Source organism: Chryseobacterium sp. L12 (genome assembly GCF_056133985.1).
This window is the reverse complement of sequence record NZ_JBVYOF010000020.1, coordinates 1-25,583: the sequence shown is the minus strand read 5'-3', so window position 1 is coordinate 25,583 and position 25,583 is coordinate 1. Positions and strand designations below refer to the sequence as shown.

Annotated in this window: 23 protein-coding genes; 4 read left to right on the top strand and 19 right to left on the bottom strand. The window is 33.3% G+C overall.

Annotation, left to right across the window (positions count from 1 at the left end; all coding sequences use genetic code 11):
- Positions 1-210: 210 nt before the first annotated feature.
- From AC0NBN_RS12760 to gyrB, 7 genes are all read right to left on the bottom strand, one after another.
- The gene (locus tag AC0NBN_RS12760) at positions 211-858 is read right to left on the bottom strand and encodes a DnaJ domain-containing protein (RefSeq protein ID WP_160813923.1); all 648 of its coding nucleotides are present in this window, start codon (positions 856-858) and stop codon (positions 211-213) included.
- A gap of 132 nt (positions 859-990) precedes the next feature.
- The gene (locus AC0NBN_RS12755; RefSeq protein WP_143883555.1) at positions 991-1,260 is read right to left on the bottom strand and encodes a hypothetical protein; all 270 of its coding nucleotides are present in this window, start codon (positions 1,258-1,260) and stop codon (positions 991-993) included.
- Between the two features lie 79 nt (positions 1,261-1,339).
- Positions 1,340-1,687 (bottom strand): hypothetical protein, encoded by a 348-nt coding sequence (locus tag AC0NBN_RS12750; protein WP_160813922.1) that lies wholly within the window; start codon positions 1,685-1,687, stop codon positions 1,340-1,342.
- Between the two features lie 8 nt (positions 1,688-1,695).
- Positions 1,696-2,274, bottom strand: a complete 579-nt coding sequence (locus AC0NBN_RS12745) for an RNA polymerase sigma factor (RefSeq protein WP_143883553.1) — start codon at positions 2,272-2,274, stop codon at positions 1,696-1,698.
- A gap of 217 nt (positions 2,275-2,491) precedes the next feature.
- Entirely contained in the window at positions 2,492-4,393 is a 1,902-nt protein-coding gene (locus AC0NBN_RS12740) for a transglutaminase-like domain-containing protein (RefSeq protein ID WP_474468527.1), read from the bottom strand.
- A 78-nt stretch (positions 4,394-4,471) separates the two neighbouring features.
- Positions 4,472-6,364: a DUF3857 domain-containing protein gene (locus AC0NBN_RS12735; protein ID WP_160813920.1), complete on the bottom strand. Its 1,893-nt coding sequence runs from the start codon at positions 6,362-6,364 to the stop codon at positions 4,472-4,474.
- A gap of 131 nt (positions 6,365-6,495) precedes the next feature.
- Positions 6,496-8,430 carry a DNA topoisomerase (ATP-hydrolyzing) subunit B gene (gyrB, locus tag AC0NBN_RS12730; RefSeq protein ID WP_143883550.1) on the bottom strand — a complete coding sequence of 645 codons (1,935 nt, stop codon included), beginning with the start codon at positions 8,428-8,430 and terminating at the stop codon, positions 6,496-6,498.
- 253 nt (positions 8,431-8,683) lie between these two features.
- On the opposite strand from gyrB, the gene AC0NBN_RS12725 reads away from it, so the two are divergent.
- Together AC0NBN_RS12725 and AC0NBN_RS12720 are read left to right on the top strand one after the other, a co-directional pair.
- Positions 8,684-10,027 (top strand): cytochrome ubiquinol oxidase subunit I, encoded by a 1,344-nt coding sequence (locus tag AC0NBN_RS12725; protein ID WP_160813919.1) that lies wholly within the window; start codon positions 8,684-8,686, stop codon positions 10,025-10,027.
- Positions 10,024-11,034 (top strand): cytochrome d ubiquinol oxidase subunit II, encoded by a 1,011-nt coding sequence (locus AC0NBN_RS12720; protein ID WP_160813918.1) that lies wholly within the window; start codon positions 10,024-10,026, stop codon positions 11,032-11,034. Before AC0NBN_RS12725 ends, AC0NBN_RS12720 begins: the two co-directional genes overlap by 4 nt.
- Before the next feature lie 148 nt (positions 11,035-11,182).
- Here AC0NBN_RS12720 and AC0NBN_RS12715 read toward each other — a convergent pair whose 3' ends face one another.
- From AC0NBN_RS12715 to AC0NBN_RS12670, 10 genes are all read right to left on the bottom strand, one after another.
- Positions 11,183-12,001 (bottom strand): OmpA family protein, encoded by an 819-nt coding sequence (locus AC0NBN_RS12715; RefSeq protein WP_160813917.1) that lies wholly within the window; start codon positions 11,999-12,001, stop codon positions 11,183-11,185.
- A gap of 175 nt (positions 12,002-12,176) precedes the next feature.
- The gene (locus tag AC0NBN_RS12710; protein ID WP_143883546.1) at positions 12,177-12,980 is read right to left on the bottom strand and encodes a patatin-like phospholipase family protein; all 804 of its coding nucleotides are present in this window, start codon (positions 12,978-12,980) and stop codon (positions 12,177-12,179) included.
- Positions 12,981-13,131: 151 nt separating this feature from the next.
- Positions 13,132-15,393, bottom strand: a complete 2,262-nt coding sequence (locus AC0NBN_RS12705) for a glycoside hydrolase family 3 C-terminal domain-containing protein (protein ID WP_160813916.1) — start codon at positions 15,391-15,393, stop codon at positions 13,132-13,134.
- A gap of 162 nt (positions 15,394-15,555) precedes the next feature.
- Entirely contained in the window at positions 15,556-16,101 is a 546-nt protein-coding gene (locus AC0NBN_RS12700) for a lipocalin family protein (protein ID WP_160813915.1), read from the bottom strand.
- A 110-nt stretch (positions 16,102-16,211) separates the two neighbouring features.
- The gene (locus AC0NBN_RS12695) at positions 16,212-16,946 is read right to left on the bottom strand and encodes a LytR/AlgR family response regulator transcription factor (protein ID WP_160813914.1); all 735 of its coding nucleotides are present in this window, start codon (positions 16,944-16,946) and stop codon (positions 16,212-16,214) included.
- Positions 16,947-16,969: 23 nt separating this feature from the next.
- Positions 16,970-18,754 (bottom strand): histidine kinase, encoded by a 1,785-nt coding sequence (locus AC0NBN_RS12690; protein WP_160813913.1) that lies wholly within the window; start codon positions 18,752-18,754, stop codon positions 16,970-16,972.
- Between the two features lie 279 nt (positions 18,755-19,033).
- Entirely contained in the window at positions 19,034-19,759 is a 726-nt protein-coding gene (locus tag AC0NBN_RS12685; protein ID WP_160813912.1) for a metallophosphoesterase, read from the bottom strand.
- A gap of 42 nt (positions 19,760-19,801) precedes the next feature.
- Positions 19,802-20,224: a hypothetical protein gene (locus tag AC0NBN_RS12680; protein ID WP_160813911.1), complete on the bottom strand. Its 423-nt coding sequence runs from the start codon at positions 20,222-20,224 to the stop codon at positions 19,802-19,804.
- Positions 20,225-20,271: 47 nt separating this feature from the next.
- Entirely contained in the window at positions 20,272-20,751 is a 480-nt protein-coding gene (locus tag AC0NBN_RS12675) for a DUF4339 domain-containing protein (RefSeq protein WP_160813910.1), read from the bottom strand.
- A 45-nt stretch (positions 20,752-20,796) separates the two neighbouring features.
- Positions 20,797-21,261, bottom strand: a complete 465-nt coding sequence (locus AC0NBN_RS12670; protein WP_160813909.1) for a hypothetical protein — start codon at positions 21,259-21,261, stop codon at positions 20,797-20,799.
- Between the two features lie 148 nt (positions 21,262-21,409).
- On the opposite strand from AC0NBN_RS12670, the gene AC0NBN_RS12665 reads away from it, so the two are divergent.
- Positions 21,410-21,646 carry a helix-turn-helix domain-containing protein gene (locus tag AC0NBN_RS12665; RefSeq protein ID WP_160813908.1) on the top strand — a complete coding sequence of 79 codons (237 nt, stop codon included), beginning with the start codon at positions 21,410-21,412 and terminating at the stop codon, positions 21,644-21,646.
- A 459-nt stretch (positions 21,647-22,105) separates the two neighbouring features.
- On the opposite strand, the gene AC0NBN_RS12660 is transcribed toward AC0NBN_RS12665, so the two are convergent.
- The gene (locus AC0NBN_RS12660; RefSeq protein WP_160813907.1) at positions 22,106-22,552 is read right to left on the bottom strand and encodes a JAB domain-containing protein; all 447 of its coding nucleotides are present in this window, start codon (positions 22,550-22,552) and stop codon (positions 22,106-22,108) included.
- Positions 22,553-22,813: 261 nt separating this feature from the next.
- A complete protein-coding gene (locus AC0NBN_RS12655) occupies positions 22,814-23,164 on the bottom strand; it encodes a hypothetical protein (RefSeq protein WP_160813906.1) in 351 nt (116 codons plus the stop codon).
- Between the two features lie 349 nt (positions 23,165-23,513).
- Between AC0NBN_RS12655 and AC0NBN_RS12650 the strand changes: the two genes are divergently transcribed.
- A complete protein-coding gene (locus AC0NBN_RS12650) occupies positions 23,514-25,352 on the top strand; it encodes a UvrD-helicase domain-containing protein (RefSeq protein WP_160813905.1) in 1,839 nt (612 codons plus the stop codon).
- The last annotated feature ends 231 nt before the right edge of the window (positions 25,353-25,583 follow it).

Below are 25,583 nucleotides of genomic sequence, written 5' to 3'. Positions count from 1 at the left end.
CATGGTGAAAAATCAGTAAAAAAAATTAATTATATTTATTCTAAATTAATATATTTGTCACATGAATGCAATTATTCCTTTTAAAGTTCCGACTCTGACTCCGGCATTGTCATCCGGAAACGAAGAGATGTTTTGTGAAAAAAAATCCTGCTGTAAAAAATTTAAGAAAGGCAAAAGATGCAAAAAATGCCCAGGAAGGAAAAAAATGGCTTAATTAAAGCTTTTGATGAGAAAATAAATTGCCAGCAAAAGCAAAATTACAGCCGCAATAATTCTAAAAACTTTCGGTTGACCGGATGGATTTGCAGCAGTTTTTGGCTGAGATTTGAATAAATCTTCTGCCTTATCTCTGAATTTCTCCCCGTCTTTTTCAAAAACTTCTGTAATGGTAATTCCCTGCACCACAGTTTTGTGCAGCAGTGAATTGGTTGCATGAAGCAGAATCTGGAATTTCCCGTCTTTAAACTCAGTAATTTTGAAAATTCTTTCACCGTAAGCTTTCTCCAGTCCGAAAGGCAAAACCTTCACCACATCTGCATTCTGAGTCTGCCAGTTGAGGATAATCTCCTCCCCTTTCTTAGCATGAATTTTATTGGCGGTAAATGTCTTAATAGAAGGCGGAATATTATACCTGAAACTTTTCTGATGATTTTCCAGATTCTGATCGTAAGTCTTTCTTTTATCTCTGTCATTCAGCGTCTCATAAGCTTCCTGAATTTCACGAAAACGGTCTGCAAAAAAAACATCGTTTTCATTTTTATCAGGATGATATTTTAGTGAAAGTTTTCTGTATGATTTTTTGATGTCTTCTTCTGAAGCATCATGAGAAATCCCGAGAAAATAATAGTAATCTTTCATTGAATCCTACAAAAATAAGGAATTTCATTTTTATGTAAGCATATTTGAATATGGTAATTTTTATAAAAATTCGCCCCGAAAGCTCAGCTTTTCGGGGCGAAATCAACAATTTCAATTTAGTTATTAAAAAAATTATGCTTCAACAAAATTTTCTTTTTTAAACTCTTTCTTACAGCATTTTGAAGCAAATTCTTTTTTCAGTTTTCCTTTTAATTCCTGATAATCCTCATCATTCATCTCTCTGATTTTATCCGCAAAACCAAAAGGAGATTTTTCTTTGATTCCGTATTCTTCAAAAATACCTTTCACAATTTTTTTTCTCTGAATTGCTTTTTTAGCAATCATAGCAATACCTGCTACAGCAAGCGCTCCTAAAGCACCCTTTACTACTGAATTTTTCATTTCTTAATTTTAAATTTTACTACTTTTTTATAAAGACGAATCTGTTTTAATTTTACTTTTACTACTTCAAAAATTAAAATCACTCGTTATTTTTGTTAAAAAAACTTCCGGAACATTTTTGTCTCCAGACTTCTTTGAATTTTTCTTTTTCCTCTGGTGTCATTCCTTCCATTTTATGCTGAAGATGTTTTTCTTTCATCTGTCTCATCCCCTGTCCGAATTTCCCATGAAAACCGCCAAACAGAATTTTACTTAGTACCAAAATTCCCATTGCCTGCCAAAAACTGATTGCCTTAACACCCAAAATTTCCGGCAAAAGACAATTCCACAGCAACATGACAATCCATGAAATCAACAAGAAAATAATCGGAGGACATAAAATAATGCAGAACCACCAACCTTTTCGATATTTATTTTTATTTTTCATTTTCAGTTTTAATTGTTTAAATCTTCGTATAATTTTCTCAATCGGTTTCTTAGATGCTTTACCGCATAGTTTTTTCTGCTGATAATTGTTTTAATATTTTCACCCTGCTCATCTGCAATCTGCTGTAAAGTTTTATCATTAAGCTCGTTTTCTGTATAAACCAGCCTTTGTTTTTCGGGAAGCTCATCCAGGGCCTCAAAAAGTTTTTTCCAGATTTCATCCTGAAACATCTTGATTTCCGGACCGGCACTTTCATCCATCAGCAGAATATCTTTAATAGAAAATTCACCGTTTTCATCTTCATAAACAAAGTCTTCCAGATTTTCTGTTTTTTTCTTCCTGTATTTGTCGGTAATCTTATTTGCCGTTACTCTATAGAGCCATCCACCAACATTCACAATTTCAGAAAGGTTGGTAAGACTGCTGAACTGATACCAGACTTCCTGCAGAATATCTTCTGCATCTTCGGTATTTTTTACTTTAGGACGGATGAAAGACATCAGTTTACCTCCGTAACTAGATACAGTCTGAGAAATGATGCTTTCTTTTTCCTTTTGTGGCATTGATATTTTTTCGACAACCTCCATATTGCTATGACGATTGTAGTTTTTGTTTTACTTTATTAAAATTAAAATATTTTTGATAATTCTCAATCTAAGATGTTATAAAGTTCTTAAGATGAAATATTTCAAATTATTCACAAATCGATGTGAGATTTTTTACATAAAAAAACACCAAAGATATCTTTAGTGTTTTTAATATACAGCAAATCTAAACAGTTTTTCACATATAACGTGAAAATTGCTAATTTTTGATCAAGCTCATTACCTGACTTTCAGATTCTGAAATAACTTTCCAGATTTGCTTGAATGCGGGATAATATTCTTTAGGATAATCTGCACTTGCAATCTTCACTTCTGATGTTACAAAAATTTTGTTGTCTTTATTTTCTACAATATAAGAGTAGGAAATTTCTTTATCATCTGTTGTAATCTTTTTGCTTTTCGGAAGATCTGAAACGGTATAACCTTCAGGAATTTCTATCTCAACTTTTTTCACTCTTACAAAAGGCGACACAAAGTTGATCATATATTTTCTTTCTTCGGTTTCGTTAAAATCTGTTCCAGACTGATTAAGAAACAGAAGAGGATTGAAAATTCTCTTTTTTCCAACGTTATCAATAAGGTTCTGAGAACTGAAGCTCATTTTAGACTCAAAGTCTCCATTAGCCAGAACAGTTGAAGTAATATCGGTAAAATCCTGTGAAAAGTTCTCTTTGTATTGCTTTTTATATTTATCAGGATTTTCGTCGTAGCTTTCTTTAGCATTCAATGCTAAAAGTCCGGCGTCACGGTCAAAATACCTTCCGGATATTGAGCCATCTTCATTGAATTTCACTTTTGCTGTAAGGTTGGCATAACTCATTTTTGCATTAAACATACTAATTACCTCTGCCTTATCATCTTTTATAAGAAGTCCATTATTATTCCACACTCTTGAAGGTAAAAGATTTGCCTGAGATTGTTTTGAAGTAGCATCAAAGAGATAAAATTTACCATCAATTTCTGCTCCTGCAATTACATAATTAAAGTTACCCAAATTAGGAAAACCCAGATTCAGCGCTCCGTTTTTAACCGTGGAAATTAAAATCGGACTAGAGCTGATTCCTGCACTTCTGAACATTGAAATCAATAAAAGATTAAGATCGGCTGTGTTTCCTGTCTTTGTTTTGAGAACCTCTCTGATTCCGTTTTCTGCATAAAAACCGTTGTTGTAATTCCATGTATAATTTGCCTTTACATGATCTAAAATTTTATTGGCACGGTTGAGTTCGTTTTTCTCATCCATTATTCCCGCGGGCATCACGTCTTTTACCAAACGGTCTTTTTTATACTGCGAGCCAAAATCTTCGTGATCCCATAATTTTTTTCTGATATCTTCCCATGTTGAAGTATACATTTTTAAATTTTCTCCAAAATAAGTAGAATGCAGTTCCGCTCTGATTTTAGTTCTGTAGTTATCATTATTCTTTACATATTTTTCAGTCTTAAATCCTTTTAGATTATCGTATCCGAAACGATATGTTTTATGCTGTGAACCGTACAGAACGTCTTCTTTCATAACCTTATATTTAGGGCTTAAACTTCCCGTGAAATCTACACTATAAGAAACCTGAACCGGAGTATCAAAAACATATTCTGTATAAACTGAAGGTATATCCAACTCAATATAAGTCAGCGGAATTTCATAAGTGAATGGAGAAGAAACTTCATACTGATATTCTATTACAGATCCGTTTTTGATATTAGGAAATGCATATTTATTGACAGTATAATATTTATTTTCTTTAGATTTAAATTTAGAGCTCTTCTCAACTTTCGTTTCGGTGACTTTATCTCCTTCCAGGTTATAAACAACCGCTTTGATATTGTTTAGAACTTCTCTGTCACCGGAATTGTTGTCAAATAATGAAATTTCCAGATTATGCCATTCTTCAGACTTATCTTTTTCATAAATCTTTACTCTGTAAATTACATTTTTTTTAAGATATCCGTTGCTATTATCAATTCTGTAATGTACTGAGCGGTAAAGCAATTCGGCAGGAGCTTTAGGATCAACAGACGATTTTTCTTTGGTCAAATCTTCTTTATTAAATTTAGGCACCTTCAAAAACTGCTGATTTTGTGCAGATAAAGTAATGCTCATAGAGAAGAAGAAAACTTTAATAAACCCTTTCATGTTATAATTTGTTATCGTAGTTAATTGTTTTAATATTGTATCTGATTAAGATTTTTTAGAAATAAGAATTTTTGAATTATCTGCATTCAGAACTTTTTTTCTGAAATTGATGTAATCGTTATATTTTTCTTTCGAATAAAGCCCTTTTTTCATTTCAAATATCCTTTTTACAATCAGCTTATCATCTTTCTTTTCATAAGAAATTTTATAATTTCCAAAATCGGAAGTGATGTTTCCGTTGTCAGGAATTTCTTCGATAATGTAGTCTTTCGGAACTTCGTAGATGATTTCATATTCATCCTGATACGCAAATCTGTTTTCAAACGGAAGATTTCTGTTTTCATCTTTATGAAAAGCAGCATTGGCGTAAATAGGAACAGCACGGAAAATATAGCTGGAACCTACCATTTTAGAATAATTGACTGCTTTAAAATTCAGATCAAAATCAATAGTTGCAAGATCTCTGTTGTTTTTGAAATTAGACATTTCAACATTTTCCAAATGCAGTGTAGAAATGGCATTTTTTACTGCATTATTTTTATCCTGCTGTCCCAGAGAAGCATACGAGAGATTAAAATCATACTGATTTCCGGTATAGGAAAATTTTCCGTTTCCTGAAATGGTTTTATCAGGATTGATCTTGATGTTTAAAATCTGTTTTTCTTTATTTTGTTCAGAACTATAACTTGGAGTTTCAAGAATCTCAATTCCCGTAGGCTTTACGGCTAAAGCATTTCTGTCTGTGGTACTGTAGCTTAAATGATTATACGCAATTTCCTGAGAAGTATTTTCCAGCCAGATATTTCCTTTTTCGGTAGGAATTACAAGGATGACATGATTGCCTCCCATTTTTGGAAACTCTGTATCGAAGCTTATCGGCGATGAGTTAGAATTAATAATTGCATAGTAAGATTTTATCCCGGCTTCATCCAAAAGCGTTTTCATATAATTGGTAAGACCTTTACAGTCGCCATATCCTTTTCTCTGAACTTCATCCGGCATCATCGGCTGCCAACCTCCAATTCCCAAAGCAACGAAAACATATCGTGTTTTGCTTTGCATATACTGGTAGATTTTTTTTACTTTTTCTTCTGTAGATCCCGATAAATTAAGCGCAGCAATTTCAGATTTAATCTGTGGCGTTGAAACCGAAACCGGAGTTAATAGATTATTGTAATACCAAAGCCCAAAATCTTTCCAAGTTGTAATATTCCCTTTTTTCCCTACAAGACTGAACTGATCCAGCGAAAAACTTACTTTAGGCAATATTTTCTGAGGATTGGGAACCATATCTTCATTGTCAATAGCAGGAATATTCTGATAGCTGTAAATTTTAGCCCCACTTTCATCATATAAATTTACGGCAGCAAATTTGAAAGGAGAATCATATACTTTTGAGCGAAGATTGATTCCTGATTTGTTGATGATTTTAAAACTGCTTTTTTCCAGTGAAATATTAAAATCATGGTATGGAGTAAAGTCCGGAATAAAAACCGTATTCTGATCCTTCTGATCGTAGCTGAACTCTATTGTGTACGGAAACGATGTAGGAGTAAAAGACAAATACATCATCCTATTATCTGAATAGAACGATCCTTGCGAATTGGCAGCTATATCGTTGAAGTCGCTTTTAGAAAAAGTTTTTACTTTGTTTCCCTTTTCATCATATAAAATCACTTTAATATTTGAAATGGAGTTCCCTTTATCGTAATAAATTTTGGGAGTAGAAAATCCGACTGCATCTTTATTGATAACCGTAATTGCAGAAGAATTATGATAAACGATTTCATCAATTTTATTAATTTCAAGTACAGTACTTTCATTTCTGATTACCGCACTTGCATTTTTCTTTAAAACATCACTGATTGAAGAAACAGGATAATTTTGAGCATAGTATAATGACGCCATTGAAAGCGCCCCGAGACACCAAATTTTCATCAAGGTTAGAATTTTTCCCAAAAATAAAAAAATTCTTAAGAAAAAGTTAAATAAAACCAAATAATTAAGACTGAAAATAAAAAAGGTTTCACAGAACTGTGAAACCTTTTAATTTTTATTTCAAAAAAATGCTATGCATCAATTTTGGCATATTTAGCATTTTTTTCGATGAATTCTCTTCGTGGCGGTACCTCATCACCCATCAACATAGAAAATACATTATCAGCTTCAACTGCATTATCAATTGTCACCTGTTTCAGAATTCTGTTTTCAGGATTAAGAGTAGTTTCCCAAAGCTGTTCAGGATTCATCTCTCCAAGACCTTTATAACGCTGTACTTCTACTCCTTTTCCATCCGGTGACATTTCCAGAGTTAATTCTTCTCGCTCTTTTTCGTTATAAGCATAAACTTTTTTGTTTCCTTTTTTCAAAAGATAAAGAGGTGGCTGTGCAATATAAACATATCCATTTTCGATCAATTCTTTCATAAATCTGAAGAAAAATGTAAGAATCAATGTCGAGATGTGAGAACCGTCAATATCCGCATCGGTCATGATAACGATTTTATGGTATCTCAGCTTGGACATATTTAAGGCTTTGCTGTCTTCTTCAGTTCCTACGGAAACACCAAGTGCCGTGTAGATATTCTTTATCTCCTCATTATCATACACTTTGTGAAGCATAGATTTTTCAACATTCAAAATCTTACCTCTTAATGGTAAAATTGCCTGAAAATGCCTGTCACGTCCCTGTTTAGCCGTTCCACCAGCAGAATCTCCCTCTACTAAAAACAATTCGGATTCGTTCGGATCCTTTGAAGAACAGTCAGAAAGTTTCCCGGGAAGACCAGAACCTCCCATCGGAGATTTTCTCTGAACCATTTCTCTGGCTTTTTTTGCTGCCTGTCTTGCTTTAGCTGCCAAAACAACTTTCTGTACGATCTGCTTCGCTTCGTTAGGGTTTTCTTCCAAAAAGTTGGTCAGCATTTCCCCAACAATTTTATCCACAGCTCCGGAAACCTCAGAGTTCCCAAGCTTTGTTTTGGTCTGACCTTCAAACTGAGGCTCCATTACTTTTACAGAAATTACAGCCGTTAATCCCTCGCGGAAATCATCGCCGGTAATTTCTACTTTTTCCTTTTGCGGAATTCCTAAATCATCCGCATATTTTTTAAGCGTTCTCGTTAAAGCACGTCTGAAACCCGCTAAGTGAGTTCCCCCTTCATGGGTATTGATATTATTAACGTAAGAGTGAAGGTTTTCGCTGAAAGATGTGTTGTAACGCATGGCAACTTCCACAGGAATATCATCACGATCACCTTCCATGAAAATCACACTTTCCATGATTGATTCACGGTTTCCGTCAATAAACTCAACAAATTCTTTCAATCCGCCTTCAGAATGAAAAACTTCAGATCTGAAAGATCCGTCCTCAAGTGCTTCTCTTTCGTCAGTAAGCGTAATCGTAATTCCTTTATTAAGGTATGAAAGCTCTCTTAAACGAGTAGCCAGTGTATCATAATTATAAACTAATTCAGTAAAAATAGTATCATCCGGTTTGAAAAACTGCTTCGTTCCTCTGATGTCACTGTTCCCGATTTCTTCTACTTCAGTTTGTGCTTTACCTTTAGAGTAAATCTGCTGATAAACATTTCCGTCTCTGTAAACTGTAGTCACCATCTCATTGGAAAGAGCATTCACACAAGATACCCCAACTCCGTGTAGACCTCCGGAAACTTTATAAGAATCTTTATCAAACTTACCACCCGCACCAATCTTGGTCATTACTACTTCAAGTGCAGATTTCTGCTCTTTTTCGTGAAAATCTACAGGAATACCACGACCGTTGTCCATCACCTCAATGGCATTTCCTTCTTTGATTTTTACGGAAATTGTATCACAGTATCCTGCTAAAGCCTCATCAATTGAGTTATCTACTACTTCATAAACCAAATGGTGAAGACCTCTGAAACCTACATCACCAATGTACATGGAAGGACGCATACGAACGTGCTCCATTCCTTCCAATGCCTGAATACTACTTGCTGTATATTGTTTTTGACTCATATTTTTAGCTAACCGCTGCCTGGTTTTTGCCTGCAGCTTCTTTAGATTATTTTTTTAATAAAAATGCTTACAAATATCGTGATTTTTTTCGAGTTGTGAAAGATAAAATAGCATCTGTATAATCATTAATTCTATGCCTAAAGAAAATATAAAACCATTAAAGTTATAAGAAAAATACGAAAAGCTGGGAATGTTTTAAATCATACTGAAGCAAAATAATTTATGCATAACTTTATTGTGAAAAATTAATCTTATGGATGATTTTATTGCGGCAAGGGCGCAGATGGCTCTTTCTTTAGGTTTTCATATAATATTTGCCTGTGTAGGAATGGTTATGCCTTTTCTGATGGCATTTGCTCACTGGAAGTACCTTAAAACAGGAAATGAGATGTATAAAGGTCTCACCAAAGCATGGAGCAAAGGTGTTGCTATTCTTTTTGCAACGGGTGCAGTTTCCGGAACAATGCTTTCTTTTGAATTAGGCTTATTGTGGCCCGGCTTTATGAAACATGCCGGTCCAATTTTCGGGATGCCTTTTTCTCTGGAAGGAACCGCATTTTTTATAGAAGCAATTGCCATCGGCTTTTTCCTTTATGGCTGGGATAGATTTAACAAATGGTTTCACTGGTTTTGTGGCTTTTTGGTAGGACTGAGCGGTTTGGCTTCCGGAATTCTGGTTGTTGCAGCAAACGCATGGATGAACTCTCCCACTGGTTTCGATTATATAAACGGACAGTATACTAATATTGATCCTGTAAAAGCAATGTTCAATGATGCATGGTTTTCACAGGCGCTGCATATGACGGTTGCAGCATTTTGCGCAACAGGTTTTGCAGTTGCAGGAGTGCATGCTTATTTGATTTTAAAAAAGAAAAACGTTGAATTTCATACAAAAGCATTCAGGATTGCAGCTTCTTTTGCGTTAATCGGGGCTTTTGGTGCGCCGCTGAGCGGTGATGTAGCTGCGAAATCTGTTGCAGAAAGACAGCCAATAAAACTGGCAGCAATGGAAGCTCATTTTGAAACTGAAAAAGGTGCTGCTTTTGTCATTGGCGGAATTCCTGATGAAGAGAAAGGCGAAATAAATTACGCATTAAAAATTCCTAAAGTATTGAGTTTTCTGGTAAGCAGTGATTTTAATTCTGAAGTAAAAGGATTAAATGACTTTCCCAGAGACGAATGGCCGCCTGTAGCAGTTGTTCATTATGCTTTCCAGATTATGATTTTCTTTGGCGTTGTGATGATTATTATCGGCAGTATTTATTTATATGCATCATTTTTCAAAAAAGAATGGCTTACTAAAAACTGGCTCCTGAAAACTTTTTTATGGGCAACTCCTTTCGGCTATATCTCTTTGGAAGCGGGATGGACAGTAACAGAAGTCGGAAGACAGCCCTGGATTATCTACGGAATTATGAGAACCGCAGACGCAGTCACTCCAATGCCGGGAATACAGTATTCTTTCTACTTTTTTACTGCTATTTTCGTTTCGCTATCGTTGATTATTCTATTTCTTCTGAAAAGACAGATTAAAATGGTTCCGAAACTGTATGATCCTACCGACAGTGAGTTTATTTCTAAAAACAAAAAATTATGAGTTATATTGTCATTGGGTTTCTCTGGCTTTCTATATGTCTTTATATCATCTTAGGCGGGGCCGATTTCGGAGCGGGGATTGTTGAATTTTTCAGCCGGAAAAAAGAAAGAAAATATACCGAAAAAATAATGTACGAATCTATTGCTCCCATCTGGGAAGCTAATCATATGTGGCTGATTATTGCAATAGTCATTCTGTTTGTGGGTTTTCCTGATATTTACAGTTTTGCTTCCACCTATCTTCATATTCCTCTGGTTTTAATGCTTGTGGGAATCATTGCAAGAGGAACAGCTTTTACTTTCAGACATTATGATGCTGTAGAAGACCAATGGCAGACGGTTTATACACAGATTTTTTATTTTTCGAGTCTTCTGACACCGTTTTTTTTAGGAATGATTGGTGCATCCTCCATATCAGGAACTTTGAATCCAGATGCAAACAGTTTTGTGGAATTATATATACTGAACTGGTTTAATTTTTTTGGAATTAGTGTAGGATTGTTCACAGTTGCCATTTGTTTTTATCTCGCATCTATTTTTAGTCTTCGGGAAACAAAAGCAGGCTACAATCTCAATCTGATGATAAAAAAAGCAAAACAATCGATGATTTTTGTAGTAGTAACAGGTATTTTAGTATTTATTGCAGCATATGTATCGGGAATTCCTTTACTTGAAAGAGTTTTCGGACATTGGATTGGCATTTCTGCGGTTGTTACCGCAAGTGTTTTTCTGGCGATGCTTTTTCTCTTTATTAAAACCAAAAGACTGCTTTTGGTAAGAGTTTTGGCAGGCGCGCAGATCCTGATGATTCTTGTTGCCGCAACGTATCAGCTTTATCCGGATATCATCCTTCTTCAGAATGGCAATCATTTATCTTTAACTGAAAATATTGCTCCCGAAAAAACAATTAATTTTTTAGCCTGGGCTTTGATGATTGGCTGTGTTTTTATTCTGCCGTTTTTGTTTTATCTGATGTTTTCATTTAGCAGAAGACATGCGAAAGATTAATTTTTATGATATCTATTTTTAATTATATTGAAAATTTTTTAACGTAACCTTTTCAGATAATTTTCGTTGATTTTTTGTCCGCAAAAGCATTAACAATAATTGAAGTTATAACATTTTTTGCTATGATTGACTAACGAGATTTTAAAATTTATTTATCAACAATTAAGACTTCAACTCTTCTGTTTTTTATTTTGTCAGCTTCCGATTTTTCGGGATAAACTACAGGATTGAGATGTCCTAATCCTTTTACCTGAATCCTTTCCGGAGTGATGCCGTATTTTACCAGATATTTTTTAATTGCATCTGCTCTTGTGAAAGAAAGGTTGTAGGTTCCCAGATCAAGATCCTGCCCGTCAAAATTATCATAATCACAGCAAATATGCCCCTGCAATTCCACTTTAAGCAAAGGATTTTCACGCATTTTCTTTACAAAAAGAATCAGCGAATGATTAGCTTTTGGAAGCCAAATATGACGACCACCCTCAAAATTGATATTCTGTATAGAGAGAGTATCACCTTTTTTCATTTTTGAAACATCCGTACTTATGAAATCCGGTAAAAGCTTTTTTTGAATTTTTTCATTGTCTTTAAATATTTTTTCAATAAAAATATCAACCCTTCTATTTTTACTTTTAAGCTCTTCTGTACTGTTGTCGTTGATCTGCTTTTGCTCTCCCAGCCCCGTAATGCTTACTACTTTTATATTATCCTTACTTTTTATTGCTAAATATTCTGCAACAGCCAATGCTCTTTTTTCAGAAAGCTTCATATTGTAAGCATCACTTCCAGAAGAATCACAATTACCAAAAATTTTAAATTTCAGACTTTTATTAAGCAGCGACAAACTATCTAGTTTTCTGATTGATTCGTTATCAAGTCCGGAAGAATTAGTCTGAAAATAAACAGATGTCATCATCTGACCATACAGTTTCATTGATACAATCAAAAATAAGATAACATATTTCATGGCAGTTCGTAAGTTTTTTTATTTAATTAAGTCTCATTATTATTAGAACCATAAAAAAAACATTTTATTGCCTGAAACTTTTCAGCAAAAAACTTCTTACTGACAATGAGAGAATATGGATTACAAATTATAAATACGCTGCCGTTTTTTAATGCTGAATTAAACTGAAGTATCATTAATTTTCAGCTGTATTCTTCAAAGAACTAAAAAAATGACTTTCTGAAAAACTTTCTCTGGCTGCTTGGTAGCCAATATTAAAAATCTGCTCCAACCTGTCTTTTTTACGCTCAAAGGTTCCGTATTTTGAAAGTTCCTGAGAAGAAATCAGCCAGTCGCAATGCTCAAATTTTATTTTTTCTATTCTGTAGGAAAGCAAATCATAAGATCGTGAAACAATGGCTTTAATAGTCTTCAAATCATTGATTTTTATATCATTGGGCGGAGATACAAACACTCCGATCAGCTGATCGCAGTCTTTACGGATGATATCTGCCGGAAAATTATTGAGTACACCGCCATCACAAAACATTTCATCAGCCAATACATACGGCGTAGTAATTCCGGGAATAGAACATGAAGCAATAATTGCATCAGAAACCAGAAAATCTTTTTCAAATATTTTCTCTGTCCCCGAAACCAGTTCTGTAGCAACAATTTTAACTTCTTTTGGAAGATCTCCTATTTTCATGTCTTTAAAAATAGGTTTAAGATAATTATTAAAAATCACTGATGAAACCAATCCCGGCTGATTGAAAGCAAAATGTTTCCAGTTGAAAAAATATACTGACTGAAAAAAATCAAGAATTTCTTCCGGCTTTTTCCCGACTGCATATAAACAACCCACAATTGAACCTGCACTGCAACAGGAAAGAATATCAATATCAATATTTTTCTCAGACAAAAACTTTAAAACTCCTGCATGAGCAATGCCTTTGGTTCCGCCACCTGATAAAACAAGTCCTATTTTCTCATCCTTCATTGAATAAAATTATAAAAATGCTGCCAACTTTCAAAATTAAATTTAATCTTAACTATTAATTTCACCTATAAAAAAAAGTTTACTGAACAGAATGCTCAATAAACTTTTATGATAATTTTCCGTTATAATCAGATTTTTAATGATTTATCGACTATTTCAGCGTAAATTTTATTTTTGTCTTAATATTGTCTGAAGAATTTCCGATGTGTGCTTCAAAATCGCCCGGCTCTGCAATCCAGTCATGTTTTTCAGGATCAAAATAACTTAAAGCCGATTTATCAATAGTAATCGAAACCTGTTTTTCTTCTCCAGCATTCAGAAATACTTTCTCAAAACCTTTAAGTTCTTTCAAAGGACGTGGCAATGATGATTTTAAATCACTGATGTATAACTGAACCACTTCTGAACCTGCTTTTTTGCCGGTATTTTTAACTGAAACCGTAAAAGTTATCTGATCATTTTGTGAAATGGCAGTTTTATCAGCTTTAGCTTTACCAAATTCAAATGTCGTATAACTTAAACCATGTCCGAAACTGAATAAAGGCTTAATTTTTTGGGTATCATGCCATCTGTAACCCACCAATATTCCTTCATTATACGTAATATTGATCGGATTTTTTTGATCTTTTCCTTTTCCGGCAGCCAATTCTTCTTTATTCCCCGGATATTCTCCTAATTGATGAGCAGAATTATCTTCCAGTTTTACAGGGAAAGTAAACGGAAGTTTTCCGGACGGATTAGCATCTCCTGCTAAAACTGATGCAATTGAATTTCCAGCCTCTGAACCTAAATACCAAGCCTGAACAACAGTAGGAACTTCTTTAATCCACGGCATTGCCACTGCATTTCCTGAAACAAGAACTACCGCAAGATTTTTATTCGCTTTAGCTAATGCCGAAATTACATTATCCTGATTGTACGGAAGTCCGTAGCTTTTTCTGTCGTTTCCTTCACTGTCCTGAAAATCAGCTTTATTTAAGCCTCCTACAAAAATTACATAATCAGAATTTTTTGCCAGTTCTACTGCTTCATTCAGCAATTCAGACGGAGAACGGTCATCTTTAAGATCCTGACCAGATTTTACGCCATTATATTCTCCGCCAATATCTCCTACATAGCCTCTTGCATACTGTACATCAGACTGTTTTCCGAATCTTGATTTGATTCCGTCTAAAGGAAGGGTCTCATATTTCACTTTTAACGAAGAAGAACCACCTCCAACAGTCATTATTTTGATTGCATTTTCCCCAATTACTGCAATTTTTTTAGCCTTATTAATATCAATCGGAAGAACATTTCCCTGATTTTTCAATAATACAATTCCCTCCTCTCCTATCTCTTTGGCAATAGCTTTATGCTCTTCAGAAGCAATATTCCCAAAAGGTTTTTTGGTATTCATTGTCGTCTTAAAAGCCAGATTTAAAAGTCTTGTCACTTTATCATCAAGCTCTGCGGTTCCTACTTTTCCGGATTTAATTAAATCTAAGTAAGGTTTTGCCAGATAATAATTATCGTAAGCATTTTTTGTCCCTGCCGAAAGTCCGTTGGTCCAACTTCCGAATTCAAGATCCAATCCGTTATGAATAGCCTGCTGTGTGTCATTTACCGCACCCCAGTCAGAAACTACCACTCCTTTGTATTTCCATTCACCTTTCAAAATATCATTCAAAAGATATTTGTTCTGACTCGCATACTCACCTTTGTACATATCATAAGCTCCCATAATCGTCCAGGAATCGCCTTCTGTAACTGCGGCTTTAAACGGCGGAAGATAAATTTCATATAATGCTCTGTCATCTACAATTACATTGCTCGTATGACGGAACATTTCCTGATTGTTCAGCGCAAAATGTTTCACAGAAGTTGCTACGCCATTAGACTGTACCCCTTTGATGTAAGGAACCACCATTTTGGAAGTTAAATACGGATCTTCGCCCATATATTCAAAATTTCTTCCGTTAAGAGGAGTTCTGTAAATGTTTACTCCGGGACCTAAAAGTATATCTTTTTTTCTGTATCTCGCCTCTTCACCCAAAGCTTTTCCGTAATTCCATGACATTTTTTTGTTCCAGGTTGCAGAAAGAGCAGTGAGAGCAGGATAAGCTATGATTGAATCATTCGTCCATCCTGCCTGATTCCATTCGTCCCACATTACTTCCGGACGAACTCCATGCGGACCATCTGTAGTCCAGAATTCAGGGATTCCCAATCTTGGTACGCCGGGTGAACTGAATTTTGACTGTGCGTGAAGCATGGCTACTTTTTCTTCAAGAGTCATTCTTGAAAGAGCATCTTTCACCCTTAATTCCACAGGTTTAGTTTCGTCCAGATAAACAGGAGTTTTTGTATCTTGAGCCATAAGAGGGCTTGTCATCAAAGCAAATAAGCCAATAAAGGCAGTTTTCTTCAGCATAAAAAACTATTATTAATTAATTTCAAAATTACAAAAAATTTTATTATCTCAAATTGAGAAAATAAAATTAAAATGTTAAAATAAAATTAATTACGGCTTACATTTATCTTATAAGGGCGAATATTCTAAGCAGCTATTTATCTTATTACTTTAAAAGAAAAACTATTGCTTATCATGTTTTACCCAAATCAAATCATCTGTATTATACCCTAATTTCTGAGCTTTTTCAATAAATCTTTGTTTATAGCTTTCGGGAATTTGTGTAGTTCGGGAAAGAATCCATATATATTTTGTGCTGTTTCCTACAACGAGAGCATATTGATAATTTTCATCAATATCAATCACATTATAGCCAGCCCAGATCGGTTTAAAAAAAGAAACCTTAAGTCTGGCTTCAGATTTATCATTGACAAATCTCGCTTCGCCAACCGATTCTTTCCATTCTTTTTTCACATAATTGTACCCTCTGTTTTGTACTTTGATGGTTTCATCAGGATTTAATGAATAGGTAGCCGTTACATTATCCATGTTTTTTTCAAACTTATAATCAAAACGGGCAATTTCGTACCATTTTCCCAGATATTTATTAGAGTTGAAATTTTTTACCGCAGTCGCTCCTTTCGGAATTCCTACTGAACAAGAACTAAGAATAAATAATCCTAAAATTCCTAAAGAAACAGGAATGGCAACTTTTTGTAGGGTCTTCATATCGTCTATTTTTATAGAGATAAAAATTCAAAAATGATGCCTAGATGATCTCAATACAATATCAACATTAAATGAATCACCAATGTTGTACCAGTCGAACACATTCGTCATTAAGAAAAAACTTTAAGAAACTGATCTTTAAAACTTCCCGAAACCTCTATTTCGGTATTATCTAAAAGCGTTGCTGTACCACTTTTATGATATGATTTCACAAAATTGCTGTTGATGATGTGAGAGCGATGCACCCTGATAAAAGGATGTTCCAGCAGATCATCAAAATGTTTCAGAAAACGGCACACCATTTTTCTAGAACCATCTGTGAGATACACCTGCGTAAAATTTCCATCTGCCTGCAACCTGAGAATGTCTTCTGTTTTTACTACGTCAAATCCCTGTAAAGTAGGAAGAATAAGCTGTTGCTTTTCCGGTTTCAGCTTCAGATTTTCCAGAAGAACTTTATTACGGTTGATTTCTTCTTTATTATGAATACTTTCTGCCACTTTATTAACAGCAACAATCAATTCCTGTATATCAATCGGTTTCAGAATATAGTAACTGGCAGATTTGTTCAGAGCCTGCAAAGAATATTGAGAAAATGCAGTAATAAAAATCGTTTCATAAGAGAAATCTTTCGTTGCTTCCAACACATCAAAAGCATTTCCGAAAGGCATCTCTACATCTAGAAAAACAAGCTGTGGCTGTTTTTCGGCAATCAGCGGAACAGCTTCTTTAATATTTTCCGCTTCGCCTAAAACCTCAATCTGCGGACAGTATTTGATGAGATAGTTTCTTAAAACTTCTCTTGCGATCATTTCATCGTCTACAATTACAGCTCTTATTTTCATTTCTTTGAGATTAAAATTGAGATTCAACCATTTATCAACTTGTAAGAAATTTTAACGCGTACTCCCGGTATATCTTTCTTATCAGTAATGGCACAATCAATATTCTTTTGATACAGATCATTCAGTAAAGCAATTCTCTCCAGCGTATTTTTCATACCGCGACCTTTACGGCTTTTCTGATGTTCTGTTTTTTGCCTTTTACTTTCTTCAATTCCGATGCCGTTATCTTCTATTAAAATATTGAGAAAATCATTATTTTTTTCAAACTTTAAACTTAAAAACCCTTTTTCCGTGCGGTATCTTAAACCGTGCCAGATTGCATTCTCAAGAAAAGGCTGCACCAACATTCCGGGAACTTTTAAACTTTGAACATTGAGGCTTTCATCAACTTCTATCTCATAATCGAATTTATCCGTAAACCGGGTTTTCTCTAAAGACAAATAGTTGTGCAGCAAGTCTAATTCCTGCTGAAACGGAATGAAATCTTCCGTAGAATTCTCCATAACACCACGCATCAGCTTTGAAAATTTTGTCAGATACTGATTAGCTTCCAGCTCATTATTGGTAGCAATAAAATGATTTACAGAATTTAAGCTGTTAAATATAAAATGCGGATTCATCTCACGGCGAAGCGACTGAAGGGCGATTTTTTTGTTTTTGACCTGTACTTTTTTAAGTGTTCTGAAAATAAAGATTACTAATCCTGATAAAATCATTAATGCCGCAATTAAACTGTAATTGAACATATTTTTCTTTCGGATTAGTTCATCTTTAAGCTTTTTTTCCTGTTCCAGCTGCTCGATCTTCATTTCAGTGTCTTCCAAAATTTTTTCATCTACCAGACTTCTATCTTTAGAAACCAAATCGGGCAGTTTTCCCAAAAAATCACGATACAAACTTACAGAAGCATCAATATTTTGTGATGTCTGATATAAGCTGTCGAGCTTTTTAACCGTTTTCTGTGCCTCCAAAGTATGCCCTTTCTGTAAAGAAATTTTGTACGCATTTTTCAATAAAGCTATTGCTTCCTCTGGATCATTTTTCATGATATAAATTTCGGCAAGTTCCTGAATCTGCTCAACTTTTTTCTGCGAGTTTTCTTTTACAAAATTTTCCTCTAAAACCGATTTTTTTGCTTCAATGGCTTTATCAAAATTTTTATTTTCAACATAAAAATCGGTTAGTTTCTGATTGATCGCCAACGCCTGCTGTGGCGCTTCTTCCTTTGAAATTTTATACGCAGTATTAAGATTTTCTTCTGCTTTAGGAATGTTTTTATTTTCGATATTGACATCTGCCATCTGGCTGTAACCGGTGGCAAGATCTTCTTTATTATTTTCTTTTTCGCTGATGACCAGATTACTGCGGATTGCTTCAGCCTTCTGCACAGAAGTAGGAGCCGAAATCCTGGAAACATCATTAGAATTTATATTTCTGCCTGCTCTGGAATACCCTATTTTTGATGCCGATTCATAGTTACTGAGTGCAGATTTCAGTTTATTTTGATTTTCCTGTGACTGTGCCAGTTTCCGGGTTACTTTTTCAAGATTTTTTTTATCGTTGATCTTTTCGTAAATATTTTTTGATTTTAAAAAGTATTCTTCGCTCTTAGAGTAGTTTCCGGTTTTAAAATATGATTCCCCAATATTATAATACGATTCAGCTTCTGCAGGTTCGTCTTTGGTTCTTACTGCCTTTTTCAGTTTAGATGTTTCTGCTACAACCTCCTTTGCCACATCCTCCTGTGAATAAAGATTATTCGCAGAAAAGATCAGGATGATTAAAAGAATTATTCGAAAACATTTCATAACACAAAGATATACATATCTATATTACCGAAAAACAATTTCACCAAGTGAAAAGATGCTTTAACCAAGTCTGATGATGTAAAATTGTGGTATCTGAATATGCTTTATATTTCAGCGTATGATTGGGAAATAAAAAAGCCCCATAAATAGGGGCTTGTCGAGTTTTTGTAGTGGTCCCACCTGGGCTCGAACCAGAGCATATTTCATATTGATATTTAACATTTTATATATTTTCCTTAATGAATGGATACCTAAATGGATACCTTTTAAGTTTAAACTTTAATACTGCCTGTTATCAGTATATAATTCTTCAACTGTATCACTTTGCCAAAATTCTTTACTAGCAACATCTAGAATTGTGATCTTTCCTCCAAATCCTGCACCAGTATCTAAATTCCATATATTATAGTTATTCATAGGTTCTGTTTCATTCCAATTTAATGTTGGGGTATGTCCTATAAATATTTCCTTATGGGATTCAAATATTCTCAATTCTTCAGGAAGTTCTTTACTTTCATTACTTAACAAAGATAATTCCCATAGGCTTCTATCCCAATAGTATGTTTCAGAATTATCATTTCCTAAACCATAAGGAGATGTAAAACCTGCGTGAACATACCCTCTGTTCTTAGTATCAATGTAGAAATCAAACATTTCATGAAAGAAATCTAAATGTAATTCACTATCCAAATAGCCTGTTCTGATATAAGAATCAATAGTTGCCGTGCCTCCATTCATTAACCACTCCATGCTGATTTCCCCTGATTTAAGCCATTTATGGCAATAATCATCATGGTTTCCTTTAATGAATAAAGGTTTGTACAAGCATTTCTCTGTTAAATCAATATAGAATTGAACTAATTCAGCACTTTCAGTTCCTCTATCAACTATATCACCTAAGTTTATTAATAAGTCTTCATGTGGATTGAAATTGCATCTTTCCAAGACCTGTTTTACAGCTTTTAAAGCCCCGTGGTTATCAGTTGTGATAAGTATTCTTCCCATTTTTAATGTTTTTAAATTAATGTTAATAATGATTTAAAAGCTTTATTCCAGTAGGGCTTTGATGTAAGTAAAAGAGTTTGAAAAGTAAATCAACCTTACTTCTTTACTAGCAGGAAAATAAATATTCCAATAAGACACCTTACTAGTTATGAACTTGTGAATGATCATACCATCAGGAAGAATTTCAAGTTTCACTCTAGTGGCTTTTTCTGATAAGGCTTTATTGAGCCTATTATAATAATGTTCAGATTTCTTATCAAACTCAAGGATTACAACTTCCAATATATCCCAATAGAATATAAGCTCCGTTCTCTGAGGTATGAAATTTAAAAACCTTTCAATCTCACTTCCTACCCACAAGTAACTACAATAAGAATTATTACGGATACTGTCTGCTATACTCATGAGATTTAGCTCCCAGTTGTCATATTGGTAACCTATACGGAATGGTATTTTAGGTTTCATTTTAGTTTTGATATTAAAAAAACCACCTGCTTTGAGGTGGTTTCATTTTATAGCTTCAGATATAATTTTTTGTACATATTCATCTTAATTACATAGTAAATCAAAAGTCCTATCAACAAGCCTTGAAGTAGAGAAAAACCTGCAATTATCATCCTTACTTGTGGTGCTGACTCATAAGAATTTAAATTTGCATTATATAGATAGTTTTCTCCAAAATATAATTCCATCAGTTCATTCTTTTCTGTAAACCCTCCTAAATAATAAAATAAACTCGCTGAAATCATAAAAGAAAATAAGACTATCCTGCTAAGAATAGAATTGCCTATTTGGGGCAATTTTTGATTTTCAATTTTAGGAGGAAGCTTTGTAATACTTTCTCTCAACTCTTGAACAGATTGAATGTTTTTCCATCCACTAAATCCATCAGTCCACACCAAATATTTGTTTATCAATTTCATAGCTTTTAGTTGTTCTATTGTGTATGGTCCTGTTTGTTGACCCTCTAAGGAAATAAAGTACTTTTTCATGCTAAAAATTAGTTGTCAGTTGAATATTTTAGGTTGTGAACTTTGTTAATCAACATATTTCACTTTTGGCTTAGGAAATTTCTTGATATATTCTTGAGCCTTTTCAGGTTCAATAATATCAAATGAAGCCTTTCCTGTTGTTAGACCATAAGCTGGACTAAGCCTTATGTAATAAGTCTTTCCCTCTTTAGCATTTACAGTAAAGAAATCTTTATTTTCAGTCTGATCCTTTCTGATCTTGTTGCCCTCGAAAGCTCCTTCTAAATTGTATTTACCTACATCTACATCCCAACATAGATAGTTTTTATAATCAAGTCTCCCAATCATATTTCCATTAGATGATAGAGTTATATAATAATGGCTTAATTTCCCTGTTGGTCTAATCACATAAATTCTTGCTTTATTAGGAGGAACCTCTGTATTTATATTTGGAAATTCTACATATTGAGATGTTTGAGAATATAGGTAAGTTGAAAAAAATAAAATGATTAGGAATAAAGTTTTTTTCATTGTTTTTAATTTTATTAGTTAGCAAATTAATTGTAATTCATATTTAAACATTACGGGAATCCATAAAGAGATCAAATCAAATATTGTCATATATGGCATTACATTCTGTAAATATATTAAGTTCCTTTGACCTGACAAATATGGCAAGTTGGATAAATCTGAAATTCTTAAAAAAATTGGTAAAAGAATTAAAGAGGTGAGATTACAGAAAGGAATCTCACAAGCTGATTTAGTGGGCAGAATGGAAGGAAATATCGATCCTACAAATATTTCAAGAATTGAAGCTGGTAGAACTAATCCTACAGTAATTACTCTTTACAGAATTGCAGAGGCAATGGATATGAAGCTTGTTGATTTAGTAAATCTTGAATCTACTGAAATTTAAAATTTGGCTATTTATTAGCTTCAAAGCTTTTTACTTCTCAACTTTACCTCATGCTAATTAATCTAAATTTCGTCATTATTAATTTCTTTTTTGCTCCCCACATTCATCTAGTAGCCAAGAGGATATTACAATTTGGCTATGATATATATGTAGCAGAATTTAGCCATTTACCTTGAATTTATATTTTTTGGTGTGATAATTAGCTCCTATGTGCGAATATGAATAATTTTATTTAAAAAATCCACAAAAATACAAGAGATTCACCAGTGGCAAAGTATCAAAATATCTGAAAACTCATTTCAATACAGCTCTGTACAACTAGATTAAAATGTAACCTTTTGATATTTTTTGTTTATGTTTTAGAACTGATGGCAGAAAACTAACCTCAAGATAAAATGGCACTTTAGCACTTATAATTAGTTATAATGCTCTGTGGTACTAGAAGCATAAGAAACTCAGTTATAAAAGTCCATCATCTGCAAAACTGTAATAATTATCCTTTGAAATTATTAAGTGATCCAACACTGTTATATCCATTAAATTAAAGGCTGATTTTAATTTCTCTGTAATATCAATATCTGCCTTGCTTGGGCTTAGGTTTCCACTTGGGTGATTATGTACTATAATTATTCCACTAGCCAGACTTTTAAGAGCTATGGAAAGTACTATTTTAACATCTATGATGCTAGATGACATTCCTCCTTTTGATAAATCATAAACTCCCAGAACCTTATTAGATTTATTGAGTAGCAATATCTTTACTTCTTCGAACATTTCTATTGTATCTAGATTCCAATTGTTGATTATAAGGCTGTAAGTTTCTATGCTATTACTTATTTTTTGTTGAGACACTATATGTGCAGAGTAAGAAACAAGTAATTCTGCAACTTTTGTATTTGTTTTCATGTAAAGATTAAGGTTGTTAGTGAATGAATAATCTGAAAAGTATGAGTTTCTGTATTTACTATATACTCCTGCAAAAACTCGTACTTTTTTCTAATAGATAAGGAATTAAAAATGTCCATTTTGTGCAGAAGTATATACTATTACTACACAGAATGGACAATTTCTTGTTATTTAAGAGAAATTAAATACGTCCAAAATTCTTAAAACCTATATATGGATTCAGGAAAAATGGACGTATTAAGTCTTTATGCTCTAGAATGACTATGCAAAGGCTTCTTCAAGTTGTTTTGCAAGTTTCTCCTCAGAACTTTCTACACCTTCAGGAAGATAGATGTATTTGTGGTTCAGAGTAACTTCCTCACCAGATTCTTTGATAGTGTACTGATAAGGCTCTGTAGTAATCTTTGATATTTTACCAGCCATTTGAGAGCCCATCAAGCCTATACAGGTTTCTTCATCAAATGTAGTTGACACAGTAGCTTTCTTGGCTGTAGCATAGTATTGACCTGTGGTTTTGCTTAATACCATTTCAATACCTCCCTGTACCTCTAGAAGATAAAAATTTGTTCCGTCCTCTCTTTGTCTTGTTTTGTAGCTGATAATTCTTACCATTGTTTTTGATTTTTGAGTTAAAAATGACCTCTCTAAGAAGCAAGCTCACAGTAAACCAAACTTTACTTTCAACTAAAGTTAAATCTGCCTGCAAAATTTATTTCCCCAGAAAAAGGTATGAGGGAGTTTCCCCATTCCAACATAGGTGGGGGTGTTCTCTCAGGGGCATTCACATGAGAATAAGCTCTACAAAAATTTTATTTTTTATAAATTTTTCCAAAGTGCAAAAGATAAGCTGAAGGTTGGGCAAGCGTAATGTGAGAATAAACTATTTTTTTGATAAATCTTTAATAAATTGTTATATAGATAGTTGAAAAAATGTATTTTTAAAATTATAATTATATCACAGATGGCATTTTCAAGGATAATTCCAGGATGGGAAGTATTAAATAATTTTAAACAACCTTTAACTTTAGGCGAAAAACATATTATTAATTATTTAGATAAAAATCTGCCAAAAGATGAATTGCATGATTCCAATAGTGATTTAATCAGTTATAATGGGTGGCTAATTTTTGTACAACCATATTTAAATGGCAATAGACCAGATATAATATTGTTCCACCCACAAAAAGGAGTTCAGATTATAGAAGTGAAAGATTGGAGCCTTAAAAATTATTCATCACAAAAAATTAATGGTAACAAAGTACAATTTTATGTCCATGATATAAGAGGAGAATACCCAATAAAATCACCTTTATTACAAGCTAAATTTTATAGGACAAAGCTAATTGGAGAGTTAGTTCCACAAATAGGTGAATATTTGGATAAAATTGAACAAGTTTTAGTCTGTTACTCTGTTTATTTTCATAATGCCACGACTGAGGAAGCAAAAAACTTTATTAAGTCCAGTGAGAGTATATATAAATATCATCCTGTATTTGGTTTTGATAGTTTAAAAGAAAATAAACTATCAGAAATTATACCTGAACTTAGATATAAATATTCAAAATGGGATAAAAGTTTTAACAAAGAAGTATTATTTTGGTTAATTCCTCCTTTTCATTCTCTTGAACAAACAATACGAATTGATTTAACTCCTGAACAGAAAGTTGCTTCTAATCCTCAAAAGGGACATCATAGAGTTAGAGGTATTGCAGGTAGTGGAAAAACTTTAGTAATGGCTTACAGAGCAGGAAAGTTAGCATCAGAAGGTAAAAGAGTTTTAATTCTTACTTTCAATATAACCTTGTGGCATTATATAAGAGATATGATTCAAAGAAGCCCATTTGAGTTCTCTTGGAGCCAAATTACTTTTGACCATTTTCATGGTTTTTGCAAAACTTACTTGAATAATTTAGGAGTAAGTTTGCCTCAACATGGCGAAAATTTACAAGAGTATTTCAAAACTACTATTCCTAGTATTGTAAATAATTATATTCATCAGATTAGTGAACAAGATAAGTATGATGCTATTTTAATAGATGAGGGTCAAGATTATTTTATGGAATGGTATTTAATGCTTTGTAATTTCCTTACTCATAATGATGAAATACTCGTTTTGTGTGATAAAAGACAAAATATTTATTCTAGAAATATGGAGTGGCTAGATAGAAGGAAAACTGAAGTTAAAAAATTTGGAGATTGGTATGAACTGAAAAATAATTTAAGATTACCTGTAAAAATATTTGAACTAACAAATAAGTTTAGTGAAACATTCAATCTTAATCAGGATGTTAAGCTTAATAATAAATACAATACTGGGCAATTAAATTTCGAAGAGGAACATTTTTTATGGTGGAATGTTGAACCAATGAAATGGATGGATAAAATCTTTGAAGCTTTTGATTTGATAAAACATAAAGCTGACTATAAGCATAATTCAGATATAGCAATATTATTACCTGATTCTTTATTAGGATATCAATGTGTAGAACATTTTTATTCAAAAAAGAATTTATATGTAAATCACGTCTTTGAAAAAGAAAATGAAAAAAAGCTACACACACACAAAAGAGCATTTTGGATGGGAGATGGAAAACTAAAGTTATCAACAATTCACAGTTTTAAAGGTTGGGAAGTAAAAAATGTTATTTTGTATATTAACAGGAATGACATAGTAGCTGATGAAGTTCTGGATAAGATTGTTTACACTGCAATGACTAGAACTAAACAAAATCTTGTAGTAATAAATTCACATGAAAGATATTTTGACTTCTCTAAAAATGTACTAAACAATTGGGATTAGACACACAAAATATTTGATTGATAGGAATTAATAAATTTGTTTTATTAACTTTATAATCTTAAAAAATAATAACCTATTTAATCCCAAATTCAGCAATAGAAAAAAAAAAGTATTTTATTATTCTAATATCCAACTGCGTAGCAGAACAAAAAAATAAGTGCTAAATTTCGATCTATCATTAAACAATAAAGAAATTACGCCTTGGGGAGAAATGATGTTGTTAATGCAAAT